This window comes from Pseudarthrobacter sp. rb, from assembly GCF_056389225.1.
This window is the reverse complement of sequence record NZ_JBWJAR010000015.1, coordinates 40,069-56,808: the sequence shown is the minus strand read 5'-3', so window position 1 is coordinate 56,808 and position 16,740 is coordinate 40,069. Positions and strand designations below refer to the sequence as shown.

The following is a 16,740-nucleotide window of genomic DNA, read 5'->3' as shown; positions in this document are numbered from 1 at the left end:
GCTCCGGCCCGGCTGGAGGCCGGCGGCCGGCTACAGGCGCTGCTAGATACTGGTGCGGTGGAAATTCAGGTGGCTGCGGCTGGCGGTGGGACCGCGCTGGCCCTGGTACCGGTTGCCATACTCCCCCTGGCCGTACGGGAACTCCGCGGCCGAGCTCAGCCGGAAGAAGCAGAGCTGGCCGATCTTCATACCCGGCCACAGCTTGATGGGCAGGGTGGCCATGTTGGACAGCTCAAGGGTGACGTGCCCGGAAAAGCCGGGGTCGATGAAGCCTGCAGTGGAGTGCGTCAGCAGGCCAAGCCGGCCCAGGGATGACTTGCCTTCCAGCCGGGCCGCAATGTCATCGGGCAGCGTGACGGTCTCGTAAGTCGACCCCAGGACGAACTCACCCGGGTGCAGGATAAAGGCCTCGTCCTGCTCCACTTCCACCAGCCGGGTCAGCTCGGGCTGCTCCTGGGCGGGATCGATGTGCGCGTACTTGTGGTTGTCGAACAACCGGAAGAATTTGTCGATCCGGACATCCACGGACGACGGCTGGACCATCGCCGGATCGAACGGTTCCAGCACGATCCGCTGGGAATCAATTTCGGCACGAATGTCGCGGTCAGAGATCAGCACCGTCCCAAATTACCGTATCGGTTATCCACACCTGCACTTTCCCGTTGTTGCTGTGGCCTCGTGGGGCTAATGTTGCGAATGAAAGCCGCCGGAATGGTCTCCCGGATGGCATAACAGAGCTGGGGATGTTGTGAATAAATTAGTGGCACCGTCTTTTCTTGGCGTGCTCTGTGCGTTGGCGCTGGTCTCTTCGTCCTCGTCCGCACCTCCTGCGCCGTTGCCCCCCAACCAGGCGGGAGCAGCGAGCATCTCGCTGGCAGCGCCCCTGGTGCGCGGCGCGGGTATAACGAGTAAGGACGACGGTTCCGCCGGACGCCTCACTCCTGCCGTTGACCCGGACATCCAGGTTGCGTCGCCCGTGGAGGCCACCCCCGCGCCCGTCACCACGTCCGCGCCCGCGGCAGCTCCTTCCACGGCGGCGGTCCAACCCGTAACGGAAACGGCACCACCGCCGGCCCCGGCTTCACCATCCACCGAAGCCGCACCCCAGACCGTTTCCATCCCTCCGCTCTGGGCACCGGACCAGGAACTGGCATCGCCGTCCACCCAGCCCGCGGCTCCCGACCCTGCCGCCGCGCGTACTTCCACCCAGGCCCTGGTCCCGGACAGCAATTCCGCCGCCATCCTTACCCTCTTCACCAAGATCAACGAGTACCGCGTGGCCAACGGCCTGAACAAGGTGAAGTACCACCCCACCGTGGCCGGGTTGTCGCAGGAATGGTCGGACAACATTGCCACCCGTGAGGTGATCGAGCACCGGGCCAGTTTCTGGACCGACCCCCGCGCGATGAGCCCCAACAACGGCGCCGGTGAGATTATCGCAATCCGCACCGACCGGGACGCTGCCCAGCTCGTGGAATGGTGGAAGGGATCACCCGGCCACAACGCCATGCTCCTGGACCCGCGCTTCAACGTGATGGGCGCTGGGGTCTCCTACACCAACTCCACCTACCAGATCTGGGGTGTGGTGAACTTCTTTGGTTACACCACGCTGCCGGCGGGCACCCTCGATTCACCGGGCGGTGCGTCATCGGGCGGCGCGCTCCCGCCACCGCCGCCAAGCCTGTGCGATGCACCCGTCAAGCACATGCCGCCCACCCTCAACCTCGCCGCTGCCGCCATCACCGGTCCGGCCGACCTCGTGTCCGTCGATTCCGCGGGACAGCTGCTCGACCGCGCCTCCACCGGGCCCCGCACCTACGCCGCGGCCAGGGTAATCGGCGCAGGCTTTAGCGGAGCCAAGGAAGTCTTCGTCACCGACTGGGACCGCGACGGCGCTTACGACGTCCTGACCCAGTGGGCCAGTGGCAACCTGACCCTGCACCGGGGCATCGCCAGTGGCGGGTTCCAGGCGCCCATCACCCTCGGCGTGGGCGGATGGGATACCTTGACCCTGGCGGTGGGAGGCTGGTGCGTCCACAACCGGATGCCGCAGATCCTGGCCCTGGACGGCGCTGGAAATCTGTACCTTTACGGCAACAAGGGCACCGGTGATATTGCTGAGCGCGTCACGGTTGCCACGGGCGTCTACGCATCCCGGCTGTCCATGGTGGACTACGACGGTGACGGCTTCCAGGACATCCTGGGGCTCAGGGCCGACGGCACCGTGCAGCTCTACCGCGGACTGGGCAGCACCGCGCTCCGCGCAGAAACGCGGGCCACCGTCGCCACCGGCTGGATGGACGTCACGGGAATCCGGGCGCTGCGGAATGTCACCGGACTGAACTCCAGGGGTGTTGCGCTCCGCCGGGCCAACGACACCGTGCAGTACTGGGACCTGGGCTCCGGAAGCCTCGCGTCGCCGTCGTACATTGCCGGACCATGGACCGGGCAGCGGCTGGCACAGTGATCCCGGATTGAGTCAGAGGGCCGGCTGGAGCTCCAGCACGTTCTTCAGCCGGTCCAGCTGGGCCACGTCGGAACTGACCCGGCGCTGGAGCATCCCGTTAAAGAAGGTCCACCGGCTGAGGAACCCGAACCGTCCCTCGCGTTTGGCTTCCATGGCAAACCGGACCCTGGTGCCGGCGTCTTCGCTGCTGAGGTAGTAGCCGCCCCAGCGGGTGGCAGGGCCGGAAACCACGTGGAACTGGATTTCGGCTCCGGGCCGCACATTGGTGATCTCCAGGTCCGCGGGGATGCTCAGCCCGGAGCGTCCGGCGACCATCTTCCGGTACACCGCGCCCTTGGCTTCGGCCGGGCCCTGCACGAGCTTCACGCTGCGGACGTCGCTGCGCCAGGCGGGAAGATTGGTGGCATCAACGAGGTACTGGTACACGGCCATGGCGTCGCGTTCTATGAGGACCTCGTGCTCTGCGATTGCCATGAAGAAATTCCTGTGGTTGACGTCGGCTGCCGCAATAGCTGCCTCCCCCAAAGCGGCCGCTACCCGGATCAGGTTAGCCACCGCCCAGCACCCAGACCTAGCCGGCACCGCCGACGTTATTGAAGAGTTACTGGATGACGTCCAGGGTTGCAGGACACGGCAGCGGCCGCCGGTCCGGGTTGGCGGGAAGCCCGCAGATCTGCGCTAAGCTAAGTTCTGCCCCGCGCGAGCGCCGGCACTGCGGCTGTAGCTCAATGGTAGAGCGCTAGCTTCCCAAGCTTGATACGCGGGTTCGATTCCCGTCAGCCGCTCTTTCCGCTCCTCCAGCTGCACACGCCCGGAGGCATCCCCAAGGTGTATGGTCTGCAGTAAGGAACCTTTTGCGGTTCCGCTACAGGAGCAATCATGGCTGATAAGTCACCGCGTCAAACGGCATCAAAGAAGTCCGGAAAGTCCATCAAGGAAAAGCGCGCAGACAAGAGGGCCGCATCCGCCCCTGCCGGCTCCTTGGACGTCACGCCCACCAAAGCGGCGAAGAAGAAGTAAACCAGCACCAGGAACCTGCTGGGCCCAAGTACAAGACCCCGTCATCGAGACCGATGGCGGGGTCTTGTTTCGCGCCTGGGAGGAGCCCAGCGGGCACGCTCCCTAGGCTCCTGCCTGCCGGTTGACGATTCTCAACGGCAGGCGGTCCTTCATGTCCATCCTGACCGTCAGGCCACCCTTCCGCGCCAGGATGGCGGCCACGGTCAGGGCGGCCAGTGCAGGGACACCGCCGGATACCAGCAGGGCCACATGCGGATCGGCGTGTTCGGCAATCCACCCCAGCATGGGCCCGCCCAGCGCCTGGCCGCCGATGAGCACCATGATGTACAGGCTCATCACCCGCCCGCGGATCCCCATGTTGGAGCTGACCTGCACCAGCTGGTTGGAGCCGGTGAGGAACATGAGGCACCAGAAGCCGGACAGCACCATGACCACCCCAAACCAGACCATGGAGGGTGCGAGGACGGCCAGGCAGAGCATCAGGCCATACATTCCGGCGCAGAACACCACTGACCGCAGGCGCAGTTGCCGGCGGCGGGTGGAGGCCACGGCGCCGGACAGCGCGCCGAGTGCCACCAGCGCGTTGAGGAGCCCGTAGCCGCCGGCGCCTATCTTGAATACGTGGTCCGCGAAGGCAGCAAGGAGCACCGGCAGGCTCATGGCAAAAACAGAGATGAAGCCGGCCATCAGCCACGGCCAATAGATGGTGGGCTTGCTCAAGGCATAGCGGAGCCCCTCCCGGAGCATTCCCTTGGTCTTGGGGGTGGGAGCGTTGACGTACAGCTGGTCCTTCCGGAGGATCAGCAGCATCACCACCGTGGAGCAGCAGGCAACGGCGTTGGCCGCGAAAGCCCAGCCGGCACCGACCGCCGTCAGGAGCAGGCCGGCAATGGCGGGACCGATCAGGCCGCCCAACTGGAACGTCGTGGAGTTCACGCTGATGGCGTTCCGCAGGTACCGGGGACCAACCAGCTCGTTGACGAACACCTGGCGCGCGGGCTGGTCAAGGACCGTCACCAGGCCCAGGACCAGGGCGATGGCGTAGACGTGCCACACCATGATGACGCCGGTGAGGGCAAGCGTGGCCAGCGTTGCAGCCAGCACGGCAGCCATGCTTTGGCACAGGATGAGGATCTTCCGCTTGGCGAACCTGTCGGCGATCATGCCGCCCCAGGGACCCAGCAGCAGGGACGGCAGGAACTGCAGTGCCACGGTCACGCCGACGGCCGTCACGGAACCGGAGAGCTGCAGCACCAGCCAGTCCTGCGCAATCCGCTGCATCCAGATGGCGATGACGGCGATGAAGTGTCCGACGGCGAAGATCCGGAAGTTGGGCACCTTCAGCGAGATGAAGGTGTGCTTCCAGGGAAGCCGCTCCGCCACGACGGGCAGCGGCTGGGTCTGGTTGTCGGGCGGCGCTGAACCGGCCGCGTCGATGACTGGCTGGGAGACGGAAGCCGACGAAGGCGGAGGCGGTGCCACAGGAGTGTCCTCAAAATTGCGGGCGGTCTGGGATGTCCTTAACGCTAGGCTGGCCGAGCCGATTATGGAGGGGTATGGTCCCTATAACTCGTATTGCAAAACGCAATAGACAACCCAGCCGGAAGGACACCGGGGACCGTTATGTTCGAACCAGCACAGTTGCGCTCCTTCCTGGCGGTAGCGGACACCCTGAGCTTCACCAAGGCTGCTGAACGCCTGGGCCTGGCCCAGCCCACCATCAGCCAGCACATCCGCAAACTTGAAGCAGCCGCCAAGCGCACCCTGATCACCAGGGACACCCGCGACGTCAGGCTCACGGACAACGGCGATGCGATGGCCGGTTTCGCCCGGAACATCCTGTCCGCGCACGACGCCGCCGCCCGCTATTTCTCGGGGTCGGCCATGCGCGGCCGGCTGCGGTTCGGAACCGCTGACGACCTCGCGATCACCGGGCTGCCCCGGATCCTGCGCGAGTTCCGGCAGATCTACCCGCAGATCAACCTCGAACTCACAGTGGGCCAAAGCGACCAGCTGTACCGAAAGCTCAACGCCGGCCAACTGGACCTCGTCTTCGTGAAGTGGGTGGCCGGGGCCAAAGACGGCACCGTGGTCCAGCACGATTCGTTTTCCTGGGTGGGCCTGGAACAGACGGTGATGGAACCGGGAACTCCCGTACCCCTGATTGCCTATCCCGCCCCCAGCCTCAGCCGAAAATTGGCCATCGATGCACTGGAGGCCAACGGCAGGACGTGGCGGATCACGTGCACCACCCGGCAGATCAGCGGGGTCCTGGCAGCGGTCAGGGCGGGCATCGGCGTGGCCGTCATGCCCACGTCGCTGGTGCCCGAAGACCTGAAGATCATTACCCGGCGCTTCGATCTTCCCGCTGTGGGGGACGTTGACTTCACCCTGATCCGCAATCCGCTGGCCAATGCTGAGGTGATCGACGCCCTGACCCAGTCGATTGTCGGCAGGACCATTAACCGCGAAACTTAACTCTCCCGCGGCTCAATTTCCAGCATTTAGGGGAGTTAGGGGGCCCGTGTCCATTGATAGGGGAAGTGGCATCACCTATGCTGGTTTTCCAAGGTCAAGCAGCAGGCCAGTTCACCGAAACAAGCGCGTATCCGCATGCCGGAAACCATCGCTTGGGACAGGCAGCCAATGACGACAGCCAGGAACATCCACCCAGGATCTGCGCACGCACGGCCGTACTCCACCGTACGGCCGTCCACCCGCCAGAGCACGCTCGGAACCGGACACGCCTCCGTAGATTCCGGATACGTGGGGAAACCCACCTGCGACAAATGCCGTACGGACGAGTTCGTCTACCTCGAGTCGTACATTCCGCCCACCTACCGGCGTGACGGAACGGTGGCCACCCTGGGCGAGGTGGCCTACACCTGCACCCGCTGCGAGGATTTCTCAGCCCACAGCGTCCCTGCCACCTGGACGCCGCCCGGCTGGTACCTGGGCTAGCGGACATACAAAAGGTCCGGCGGTTGGGCTTGTGGAAGCAAGCTCACCCGCCGGACCTTTTTGTGCCCGCAGGCGCTAGATCAGCGCGTCCGACAGATGGTTCGGGGTGCCGAACCGGTGGGCGGTGATGCTGACGGCCTGCTCATGCAGGAACGGCAGCAGCTCCACGCGGCCGGCCTCCGTGACGGGGTGGGCGTAGATGGCCAGGTCGGGCCTGCCGCCGGTGGCTTCGGCCAGAGCGGAGGCATTGCCCCCGATCAGGCGGACGCGGGCGCCTGAAAGCTTGCCCGCGGCGGCGAGGTGTCCGGCGGAAGCCAGCCAGCCGGCGTCGGACTCCACCGTCACGTCGATGTCCAGTGCGGTGAGCACGGAGCGCAGCTGGGCGGGAAGTTCGACGGCGGTGGACACCGTGACGGCCGACCCCGCCAGCACTCCAGCCGCCACAGTCCGGACCAGGTGCGCCAGCGGCGCGCCTTCGGAGAGGCGGATGGTGACCGGCAGGCTGCGGTAGCGGAAGATGTTGCGCTCCGCGCCCAGCCCGGAGACGTCCTTGGCAGTGCCGAACTCGTCAGCCCACGCCTCGGCATCGGATGCCAGGGCCCGCTGGACGGACTCAAGGCCTGCCGGCTCCAGGGCGGGACGTGCCGCGTTGAGGATGCGGCGGACGGCCGCGTTGGCTACCGGAGCCTTGGCGGATGCCTCCGCGGGGAGCCAGTCGCCCAGGCCGGCCAGGTAGTTGGGGCCACCGGCCTTCGTGCCGGCGCCGACGGCCGACTTCTTCCAGCCGCCGAATGGCTGGCGCTGGACGATGGCACCGGTGATGCCGCGGTTGATGTAGAGGTTGCCGGCCTGGATGGTGTCCAGCCAAATGCCCAGTTCCTCGGAGTTGAGGGAGTGCAGGCCTGCCGTGAGGCCGTATTCGATCTGGTTCTGGATGGCGATGGCCTCTTCCAGGGTGTCAGCGGTCATCACGCCCAGGACCGGGCCGAAGAATTCGGTCAGGTGGAAGTAGGAGCCGCGCTTGACGCCGTAGCGCACGCCCGGGCTCCACAGCCGGCCGGTCCCGTCCAGCTTCGCCGGTTCCACAGCCCAGCTCTCACCCTCACCCAGCGTGGTGAGGGCGTTAAGGAGCTTGCCGTTGGCGGGTTCGATGATGGGGCCCATCTGGCTGGTGGGGTCCTGCGGGTAGCCCACCTTCAGGGACGTGACGGCGTCGATCAGCTGGTTGTGGAACCGCTTGGACGTCGCCACGGAGCCCACCAGGATCACCAGCGAGGCAGCGGAGCACTTCTGGCCGGCGTGGCCGAACGCGGAGTAGGCCACATCCTTGGCCGCCAGGTCCAGGTCTGCGCTGGGCGTGACGATGATGGCGTTCTTGCCGCTCGTTTCAGCAAGGAGCGGCAGGTCCTTGCGGAAGGACCGGAACAGCTCCGCAGTTTCGTAGCCGCCGGTGAGGATCACTCGGTCCACGGCAGGGTGGCTGATCAGCTGCCGGCCCAGTTCCCGCTCCCCCAGCTGGACCATGGTCAGCACGCCCTTGGGCACACCGGCCTCCCACAGGGCCTCCACCATGACGGCGCCGCTGCGGGCGGCCTGCTTGGCAGGCTTGATCACGACGGCGGATCCGGCGGCGAGTGCCGCAAGCGTGGACCCTGCCGGGATGGCGACCGGGAAGTTCCAGGGCGGCGTGACAACAGTGAGCTTGGCTGGGACGAATGTGGCGCCGTCGACCGTGTCCAGCTTGCGCGCGGATTCGGCGTAGTAGTGGGCGAAGTCCACGGCCTCGCTGACCTCGGGGTCGCCCTGGTCGATTGTCTTGCCGGTCTCGCTGGCCATGACCTCGAGGAGGTCGGCGCGGCGGGCTTCCAGGATCTCACCGGCGCGGTGCAGGATTTCTGCGCGCTCGCTGCCGGAGAGCCCGCCCCAGGCCTTGCCCTTCTCCACGGCGTTGGCAATGGCCGAGTTCAGCGTTTCCTCGTCATTGATGAACGCGGCCTTGACGGAGGCGTTGCCCAGCGTGGAGGACGGGACGCGGCCAAGGATGGCCCGGCCCCAGATGCGGTTGGCCGGCAGCGCGGGGTCGGTGTCCGGGGTGTTGCGGAAACCGGTGTGCAGCATCGCCGCGGGGGGAAGGCTGCGGTCCTGCCGGCGGTTGGGCAGCGGAACGGTGTTGTCCAGGGCCTCCAGCGAGGAGAGGAAGCGCTGCTTCTCGCGCTCGAACAGCCCTTCGTTTTCGCTGAGCTCGAAGACCGCTGACATGAAGTTTTCCTGGCTGGCGCCCTCTTCCAGGCGGCGGATCAGGTAGGCGATGGCGACGTCGAACTCGGACGGGTGCACCACCGGGGTGTAAAGCAGCAGCGAGCCGACGTCCTTCTTGACGGCCTCGGCCTGGCCCTGCGCCATGCCCAGCAGCATCTCGAATTCGATGCCGGACTCCACACCGCGCTGCTTGGCCAGGAGCCAGGCGAAGGCAATGTCGAACAGGTTGTGGCCTGCGACGCCGATGCGGATGTTCTTGATGCGTTCGGGGTGCAGCGCGTAGTTGATGACGCTCTTGTAGCTGGTGTCGGAGTCCTGCTTGGAACCCCAGGTGGCCAGCGGCCAGTCGTGCAGCGAAGCTTCCACCTGTTCCATGGGCAGGTTGGCGCCCTTGACCACGCGGACCTTGATGCCGGCGCCACCGTTGGCACGGCGTTCGGCAGCCCAGTCCTGCAGCCGGATCATGGCGGACAGGGCGTCCGGGAGGTAGGCCTGGAGCACGATGCCGGCCTCAAGGTTCTTGAACTCCGGCTTGTCCAGGATCCGGGTGAACACCGCGATGGTCATGTCCAGGTCCTTGTATTCCTCCATGTCCAGGTTGATGAACTTGGCCTTGGGGAAGGAGGCGGCGCGCTGGAAGAGCGGCGTGAGCTTTTGGACGACGTGTTCCACGGCTTCGTCGAAGGCCCAGGCGGAGTGCGGGGCCACGGTGGAGGAGACCTTGATGGAGACGTAGTCGACGTCGGGGCGGGCCAGCAGCGTGTGCGTGCCTTCGAGGCGGCGGGATGCCTCGTGCTCCCCGAGGACTGCCTCGCCCAGGAGGTTGACGTTGAGCTTGATGCCGTCCTTCTTGATCTTGGCGATGGCCGGGCCCAGCTTGGCGTCGGTGGCATCAACGATCAGGTGGCCCACCATTTCGCGCAGGACCTTGCGGGCCACGGGGATGACCACCTGCGGCAGGACGGGGGCCATGGTGCCGCCCAGTGCCACGGCGCTGCGCATGTACCAGGGCAGGAAGGCGGGAACTTTGGGGGCCAGTTTCGCGAGGTTGCGGGCGGCGACGTTGAGGTCCTCGGGACGGACCACGCCGTCCACGAAGCCCACCGTGAAGTCCAGGCCGTTGGGGTCCTTCAGGACGCCGGCCAGATGCTCGGCGGAAGCGTCCACCGGAACCTTGGCGGCCTCGGTGAGCCAGCGCCGGACCAGGGCGACCGCTTCATTGGCGAGGGCCTTTGCCTGGGGGACGTCGACGTCGACGGTCTGCGGGGTGGCCGCCTTGGCGACTGCCGGTTCCATTGCAACGTGGGTCATTGTTTTTCCCGATCTTTCTGGTGTTCTGGGAGGTCTTTCCACCAGTATGAGCTTCAACTCACATAAGATAAAGCGATCTTTTCCAACCAGTACAGGTTAGGAAAACCAATGTTTTATTCACCTCCCACGCCCCATCACCTGATGCCCCAAAACCGCCAACGCCGCATCACATTCCGCCCCCAAGCCGCCGGCGCCCCATCACCTTCCGCCCAAAGCAACGAACCCTCCCCCACGGAATGTGGGGGAGGGTTCGGCTGGACGCCGCATTATCTGATGGGGCGTTGGGGAAAAACGGGCAGAAGGTGATGGCGCGTCCGGGGAGAGGTCAGGAAAGCGGGCGGTGCAGCTCTGCGAGTTCCTCGTGGCGGGGGCTGCTGGGGTTCATCAGCGAGTGCTTGCGGCCGTAGCCGAAGTAGATGACCAAACCGATGATCAGCCAGACCACGAACCGCAGCCAGGTTTCCCAGTGCAGCTGCAGCATCAGGAAGGCGGAGGCCAGGACACCGAACGCCGGAATGACGGGCATCAGGGGGAGGCGGAACGTACGGGGAGCATCAGGCCGCTTGTAACGGAAGATGATCACGGACAGGCACACGACGACGAACGCGGCCAGGATGCCGATGTTGGTGAGGTCCGCGACTGCCTTGATGGGGAAGACTCCCGCCAGGAAGGCGGAGGCGATGCCGCCGATCCAGGTGACGCGCTGCGGGGTGCCGTGCCGGTCGGTCTTGGCGAACCAGCCCGGGAGCAGGCCGTCACGGCTCATGGAGAACCAGACGCGGGTGACGCCGAGCAGGAAGGTGAGCATCACGGTAAGGATGGACAGGACCGCGAACACCGAAATGATGGTGGCAATGACGGGCAGGCCCACCGAAGTGAAGGCGGAGGCGAACCCGGCCTTGGGGTCGATGTCCTTGTAGTTCTGCATGCCGGTGAGGACCAGGGTGGCGGCAACATAGAGGAGCATGGCGATGATGAGCGAGAGCACGATGGCCTTGGGCATGTGCTTTTTGCCGTCCTTGGCTTCCTCGGCCGCGGTACTCATGGCGTCGTAGCCGAACACGGCGAAGAAGACGGTGGCGGAGCCTGCCACCACGGGACCGAACCCACTCGGCATGAACGGGTTGTAGTTGTTGGTGTCGATGTAGAAGACGCCGAGCCCGATGATGAACAGGATCAGGATGACCTTGATGGCCACGGCGATTAGTTCGAACCGGCCGAACGCCTTGGTGCCACGGGACAGGATCCAGGTGACCAGGAGGCAGACGAGGATGGCCGGGATATTGACGATCCCGCCCTTGCCTTCGTCAAAGGTGGAGGTCATCCAGGTCGGCAGGTGGATGCCGATGCCGGCCAGGAAGGCGTCCAGGTAACCGGAGATGCCGATGGCCACCACGGCGACGATGGCGATGTATTCCAGCAGCAGGTCCCAGCCGATGAACCAGCCGATCACCTCGCCGAGGGCCACGTAGCCGTAGGTGTAGGCGGAGCCCGCGCGCGGGATCATGCCGGCGAACTCCGCGTAGGAGAGGGCGGCGGCCGCGGAGGCGAGGCCTGCAATCAGGAAGGAAATCAGCACCGCGGGCCCCACCCCGGGTGTGCCTTCACTGCCGGCGGCCACCAGCCCCGCGAGGGAGAAGATGCCGACGCCGATAATCCCGCCAACGCCAATGGCGGTGAGCTGCCACAGCCCGAGGGACTTGAACAGTCCGCTGTGCTTGCTCTCTTCTTCGATGTCATCGATGGGCTTTCGCCGCATGATCGATTGGCTCAAATCTTTGCTGCTCATCAGGAACTCCTGGTTGGGGTGCGACCCCGCCGCGGCACGCCAAGAAACCTGGCTGTGACGGGGGTAACTCGGTTTCAACAGTATGCGTGCGCGATTGCGTTAGATAAAGTGGCTACTTCTAACCTATATTCGTTAGTTTCAGTTAGGAATCCATCATGCTTGATGTGCGCAGGCTGCGGCTGCTCCGCGAATTAAGCATCCGTGGGACGCTGGCGGAGGTGGCCGAGGCGCTTCAGTACAGCCCGTCGTCGGTATCGCAGCAGCTGGCCCTCCTGGAGAAGGAAGTGGGCGTCGAGCTGCTCCGGAAGACGGGCCGGCGGGTGCAGCTGACGCCCCAGGCGGAAGTGCTGGTGGCACACACGGCGCAGCTGCTGGAAACCATGGAGCAGGCAGAAGCGGACCTGGCTGCGTCCCTGACCACGGTCACGGGGACGGTGCGGATCGCGGTGTTCCAGTCTGCGGCGCTCGCCCTGATGCCCGACACCCTGACGCGCATGGCCGCGACGTACCCCGAGGTGCGGATCGAGATGATCCAGCGTGAGCCCGAGACGGCACTGCATGAAACGTGGGCGCGGGACTTCGACCTGGTGATTGCCGAGCAGTATCCGGGACACGCGGCCCCGCGCTACCCCGAGCTGGACAAGGTGAAGCTGACCACCGACGCCATCCGGCTGGCCGTTCCGCCCGCGTCCGGCGGCGGACCCGCGATCCGTTCCCTGGAGGACACGGCAGACCTGGCCTGGGTCATGGAACCGCGCGGCGCCGCATCGCGGCACTGGGCAGAACAGGCGTGCCGCAGCGCAGGATTCGAGCCCGATGTCCGGTTTGAAACCGCCGACCTGCAGGCCCAGGCCCGCCTGATCGAGTCCGGCAATGCCGTGGCCCTGATGCCGGACCTGGTGTGGACGGGCCGCGGCACCACCGCGCAGCTCCTGGAGCTGCCGGGCAAGCCGCACCGCACCATTTTCACCTCGGTGCGCCGCTCCAGCACCCAGCGCCCGGCCATCCTGGCAGCCAGGGAAACCCTGGCTGCGGCTGCGGCGGCGGTGGCAACGGACGACGCCGGGTGACCGGCCGCCGTCGTCCGCGTCCTTCCGTGCGTAGCCAGGCCGCCCGTGGCTGCGCAGGTGCGTCCCCTGAGCCTTGAGCACCCGTGTCACCGCGCGGGCCCGTATGTTTCGTGCGTCACTGCGGGTAAAGGGCCGCAGGACTAGACTGGACCCGTTATGAATCGAACAATGTTCAAGTCCAAAATCCACAGGGCCACCGTCACGCACGCCGACCTGCACTACGTCGGCTCGGTCACCGTTGACCTCGACCTGCTCGAAGCCGCCGACATCCTGCCCGGCGAGCTGGTGTCCATTGTGGACGTCACCAACGGCGCGCGGCTTGAAACCTACACGATCGCCGGCGAGCGCGGTTCCGGCGTCATCGGCATCAACGGTGCAGCGGCGCACCTCATGCACGAGAACGACATCGTCATCCTCATTACCTACGCGGAAATGACCACCGAAGAGGCCAGGGCCTACGAGCCCAAGGTGGTCCACGTGGACCGGGACAACCGGATCATCCAGCTGGGCAACGACCCCGCCGAAAGCCTCACCCCCGGCATGATGCGCCCCCCTTTCGCGCTTAACAACGCCACCCTGTAACCGGAGCGTGCGACCCGGTCCCTGCCTCCGCCGTGCCCGAACGGCTGATCCTTGCTAGGGGTGCTGGCAGGGTTCTTCGTGGTCTGGTGCATCATCCTGGTGGGATGGTTCGTGGGCCGGCAGCGGATCCTCGGCGATAACGCCCGCCCCGTACTGAGCGGCCTGACGTTCTTCGTGGCCAGCCCGGCGCTCCTTTTCGAAACCCTGAGCAAGGCCCGCCTGCAGGAAGTCTTCGCCGAGCCGCTGCTGGTCACGGCGGTGGCGGCGATTACCGCTGCCGCCATTTTCTTCGCCCTGGCCAGGTTCTGGCTGAAGCGGGCCCTCCCGGAATCGCTGATGTCCGCCATGTCCGCGTCCCTTGCGAACTCGGCGAACCTGGGTATTCCCATCGCGGTATATGTTCTGGGAGATGCCAGCTACGTGGCGCCGCTGCTGATCTTCCAGCTGGCCTTCTTCACCCCGATGTTCCTGATGATCCTGGACTCGAGCACCAGCACGCACCGGACCACGGTCCTGGGATTCTTCCTGATGATCCTGCGCAACCCCATGATCGTGGGCTCCGGACTGGGGCTGCTGGTGGCCGGCACCGGTTTCCAGGTTCCGGCGCTGGTCATGGAGCCGATCCACCTGATTGGCGGGGCCGCGATTCCCGCCATGCTGATGGCGTTCGGGATGAGCCTGAACGGCACGCGGCCCCTGCAGGCTTCGTCCGGCCGCCGCGTGGATACCCTGCTGGCAAGTGGCTTCAAGCTAGCTGTCCAGCCGGCCTTGGCCTATGTTTTTGCCCGCTTCGTGCTTGGCATGGACGGCCATGCGCTGTTTGCCGTGGTGGTGACGTCCTCCCTGCCCACCGCGCAGAATGTGTTTGTGGCCGCCAGCCGTTACCAAACCGGACTTACCGTCGCCAAGGACACCGTGCTGATCACCACCGTGGTGGCAGTGCCCGCCATGATCGGTGTCGCGCTGCTGCTGGCGTGAGCACTGGCCACGAGTCGTAACTGCAGCTTGGAGGGCTGATGAATACTGTGCTGGATACCGTAGTGATCGGTGGTGGCGCCATGGGCTCGGCCGCCGCGTGGGCACTGTCCCGCCGCGGCCGGCAGGTGACGCTCGTGGAGCAGTTCGGCCCCGGGCACAAGATCGGCGCGTCCCACGGCGCCACCCGGAACCTCAACCCGGGCTACCACCAGCCGGACTACGTGGCCATGCTGGCCGAGGGGCTGGCCCTGTGGGACGAGCTGGAGCAGGACAGCGGGGTGCAGCTGCTGGCGCGCACCGGCGTCGTCACCCATGGTCCTGGCGGCGACCTCCCGAAAGTCGCCGCAGCCCTCACCGAGGCCGGCATCAGCGCCGAATTCCTGTCCCCCGGTGAGGCCGGCGAACGCTGGCGCGGCATCCGGTTCGACCAGCAGGTCCTGCATATGCCCGACGGCGGCCAGCTCAACCCCGAGGCGGCGTTGCCCGCCTTCCAGCGGCTGGCCTCAACCCGCGGCGCCGAGATCAGGCACCACACCAAGGTGGTGGACTTCGAGGTATTCGACGACGGCGTGCGGCTGGCGCTCGAATCGGCTGCGGGCACGGAGGTGGTTACCGCAGCCCAGGCCGTGGTGACGGCCGGCGGCTGGACGGAGAAGCTGCTGGCCCGTGTTGCGGGCACGGGCGCCGCAGCGTTGCGGATCCCGAAGCTCAGGGTGACCCAGGAGCAGCCGGCGCATTTCCGCGTGGCGGACCCCGGCGCGGTGTGGCCCGGCTTCAACCACTACCCGGGCCCGGACTACCAGGGCTGGTACTCCCCCGTGTACGGAATGCAGACCCCCGGCGAAGGCATCAAGGCCGGCTGGCACGGCGTGGGCCCCGTGGTGGACCCGGACCACCGGGACTTCCTGCCCGAACCAGCCCAGCTCGCAGCGCTGCAGGACTATGCCAGGCAGTGGTTGCCCGGCGTCGACCCCGATTCCTTCGAGGCCATCAGCTGCACCTACACCACCACCCCGGACGAGGACTTTGTCCTGGACAGGATAGGGCCGGTGGTGATCGGCGCGGGCTTCTCCGGGCACGGCTTCAAGTTCACCCCGGTGATCGGGCGCATCCTGGCCGACCTTGCGACCGGGACCCGGGACGCGCCGTCGATCTTCCGCGCGTCCCGCTAGGGGCCTCGACCTAGAGAAAGAGAACCAGCGATGACAATCCCAGAAGAAGTCGACACTCCAGAGATCCTGGTCGACCGGGATGTGCTCCAGCGGAACATCGACCGCATGGCCGCTGCCGTCCACGCGAAAGGCTTGAACCTCCGACCCCACGTGAAAACCCACAAGGTGCCCGAAATCGCGCAACTGCAGCTGGCGGCCGGTGCAGTCGGCATCACTGTCGCGACCCTCGGGGAGGCTGAAGTCTTTGCAGGACACGGAGCTGCCGACATCTTCATCGCTTACCCCATTTGGGTCGGTCCTCGTCAAGCCGAACGCCTGCGCCGACTTGCTGCCACCACAAAGATCTCAGTAGGACTCGATTCACGGGAGGCCGCCCAAGCAATGGGAGCGTCCTTGAATGACGCAGCCGGCGACTTTGACGTGCTGCTGGAAATCGACAGTGGCCATCACCGAAGCGGAATCGCCCCAGGTGCGGTCGTTGACGTGGCCCACACCGCGGCACGCGCCGGTCTGAGGGTCAGAGGCGTCTTCACCTTCCCGGGCCACAGCTACGCCCCGGGGATGCCCCTGAAAGCAACCGAAGACGAACGGTTGGCCCTCAGACAGGCCTCGGACCTGCTCACGCAATCAGGATTTGAAATCCTGCATCGCAGCGGCGGTTCAACTCCCACCGCCACTCTCACCGGTGATTCCGTAGCCACCGAGGTCCGGCCTGGAGTTTATGTCTTCAATGACGCCCAGCAACTGGAACTGGAACGATGCGTCCCTGAAGACATCGCGCTGACCGTCGCCGCAACAGTGGTAAGCCGGCATGAGGGCGACGACGTCATACCGCGAAGGATCGTCCTGGACTCCGGCAGCAAAATCCTGGGCGGCGACCGACCTGCGTGGGCCACCGGCTTTGGACGGCTGCTCGACTATCCCGAAGCACGCATCACCGCGCTCTCGGAACATCACGCGACCGTGGTCTGGCCAGCAGATGCAGAGCTCCCGCCTCTCGGAGAGCGGTTACGGGTAATACCGAACCACGTATGCGTGGCCGTGAATCTCGTTGACGACATCACTGTCGTCGCCTGCGGCAAAATCGTGGACCGCTGGCGCATAGCCGCACGCGGAAAAAACAAATAGCGG

At 65.8% G+C, this 16,740-nt stretch carries 14 protein-coding genes and 1 tRNA gene; 10 read left to right on the top strand and 5 right to left on the bottom strand.

All coding sequences use genetic code 11. The features are described 5' to 3' along the window. Positions 1-42: 42 nt before the first annotated feature. Entirely contained in the window at positions 43-618 is a 576-nt protein-coding gene (gene dcd / locus ACWRN3_RS17565) for a dCTP deaminase (RefSeq protein ID WP_159630142.1), read from the bottom strand. 142 nt (positions 619-760) lie between these two features. Here dcd and ACWRN3_RS17560 point away from each other — a divergent pair, with 142 nt between their 5' ends. After that, the gene (locus ACWRN3_RS17560; RefSeq protein ID WP_476741434.1) at positions 761-2,467 is read left to right on the top strand and encodes a CAP domain-containing protein; all 1,707 of its coding nucleotides are present in this window, start codon (positions 761-763) and stop codon (positions 2,465-2,467) included. A gap of 12 nt (positions 2,468-2,479) precedes the next feature. Here ACWRN3_RS17560 and ACWRN3_RS17555 read toward each other — a convergent pair whose 3' ends face one another. Next, a complete protein-coding gene (locus ACWRN3_RS17555) occupies positions 2,480-2,941 on the bottom strand; it encodes an SRPBCC family protein (RefSeq protein WP_255173560.1) in 462 nt (153 codons plus the stop codon). A 240-nt stretch (positions 2,942-3,181) separates the two neighbouring features. On the opposite strand from ACWRN3_RS17555, the gene ACWRN3_RS17550 reads away from it, so the two are divergent. Both ACWRN3_RS17550 and ACWRN3_RS17545 read left to right on the top strand, forming a co-directional pair. Beyond that, positions 3,182-3,252 (top strand) — tRNA-Gly (locus ACWRN3_RS17550). A gap of 94 nt (positions 3,253-3,346) precedes the next feature. Next, positions 3,347-3,487: a hypothetical protein gene (locus ACWRN3_RS17545; RefSeq protein ID WP_201302376.1), complete on the top strand. Its 141-nt coding sequence runs from the start codon at positions 3,347-3,349 to the stop codon at positions 3,485-3,487. A 102-nt stretch (positions 3,488-3,589) separates the two neighbouring features. On the opposite strand, the gene ACWRN3_RS17540 is transcribed toward ACWRN3_RS17545, so the two are convergent. Continuing rightward, positions 3,590-4,969, bottom strand: coding sequence for an MFS transporter (locus ACWRN3_RS17540; RefSeq protein WP_476741433.1), 1,380 nt, complete (start codon positions 4,967-4,969; stop codon positions 3,590-3,592). Positions 4,970-5,110: 141 nt separating this feature from the next. Here ACWRN3_RS17540 and ACWRN3_RS17535 point away from each other — a divergent pair, with 141 nt between their 5' ends. Further along, complete coding sequence (locus ACWRN3_RS17535) at positions 5,111-5,965, top strand: LysR substrate-binding domain-containing protein (protein WP_476741432.1); 855 nt, start codon at positions 5,111-5,113, stop codon at positions 5,963-5,965. Positions 5,966-6,253: 288 nt separating this feature from the next. Then, positions 6,254-6,448, top strand: a complete 195-nt coding sequence (locus tag ACWRN3_RS17530) for a hypothetical protein (protein ID WP_255173563.1) — start codon at positions 6,254-6,256, stop codon at positions 6,446-6,448. A gap of 75 nt (positions 6,449-6,523) precedes the next feature. Here the strand turns inward: ACWRN3_RS17530 and ACWRN3_RS17525 are convergent, their stop codons facing one another. Continuing rightward, positions 6,524-10,018, bottom strand: a complete 3,495-nt coding sequence (locus ACWRN3_RS17525) for a bifunctional proline dehydrogenase/L-glutamate gamma-semialdehyde dehydrogenase (RefSeq protein ID WP_476741431.1) — start codon at positions 10,016-10,018, stop codon at positions 6,524-6,526. A gap of 325 nt (positions 10,019-10,343) precedes the next feature. After that, a complete protein-coding gene (locus ACWRN3_RS17520; RefSeq protein WP_476741430.1) occupies positions 10,344-11,807 on the bottom strand; it encodes an amino acid permease in 1,464 nt (487 codons plus the stop codon). Positions 11,808-11,962: 155 nt separating this feature from the next. Here ACWRN3_RS17520 and ACWRN3_RS17515 point away from each other — a divergent pair, with 155 nt between their 5' ends. From ACWRN3_RS17515 to ACWRN3_RS17495, 5 genes are all read left to right on the top strand, one after another. Continuing rightward, positions 11,963-12,877, top strand: coding sequence for a LysR substrate-binding domain-containing protein (locus tag ACWRN3_RS17515; RefSeq protein ID WP_255173566.1), 915 nt, complete (start codon positions 11,963-11,965; stop codon positions 12,875-12,877). 156 nt (positions 12,878-13,033) lie between these two features. Next, a complete protein-coding gene (gene panD / locus ACWRN3_RS17510; RefSeq protein WP_255173567.1) occupies positions 13,034-13,459 on the top strand; it encodes an aspartate 1-decarboxylase in 426 nt (141 codons plus the stop codon). Between the two features lie 51 nt (positions 13,460-13,510). Continuing rightward, complete coding sequence (locus ACWRN3_RS17505; protein WP_476741429.1) at positions 13,511-14,437, top strand: AEC family transporter; 927 nt, start codon at positions 13,511-13,513, stop codon at positions 14,435-14,437. Between the two features lie 38 nt (positions 14,438-14,475). Continuing rightward, entirely contained in the window at positions 14,476-15,609 is a 1,134-nt protein-coding gene (locus tag ACWRN3_RS17500) for an FAD-dependent oxidoreductase (RefSeq protein ID WP_476741428.1), read from the top strand. 30 nt (positions 15,610-15,639) lie between these two features. Further along, positions 15,640-16,737: a D-TA family PLP-dependent enzyme gene (locus tag ACWRN3_RS17495; RefSeq protein ID WP_476741427.1), complete on the top strand. Its 1,098-nt coding sequence runs from the start codon at positions 15,640-15,642 to the stop codon at positions 16,735-16,737. The last annotated feature ends 3 nt before the right edge of the window (positions 16,738-16,740 follow it).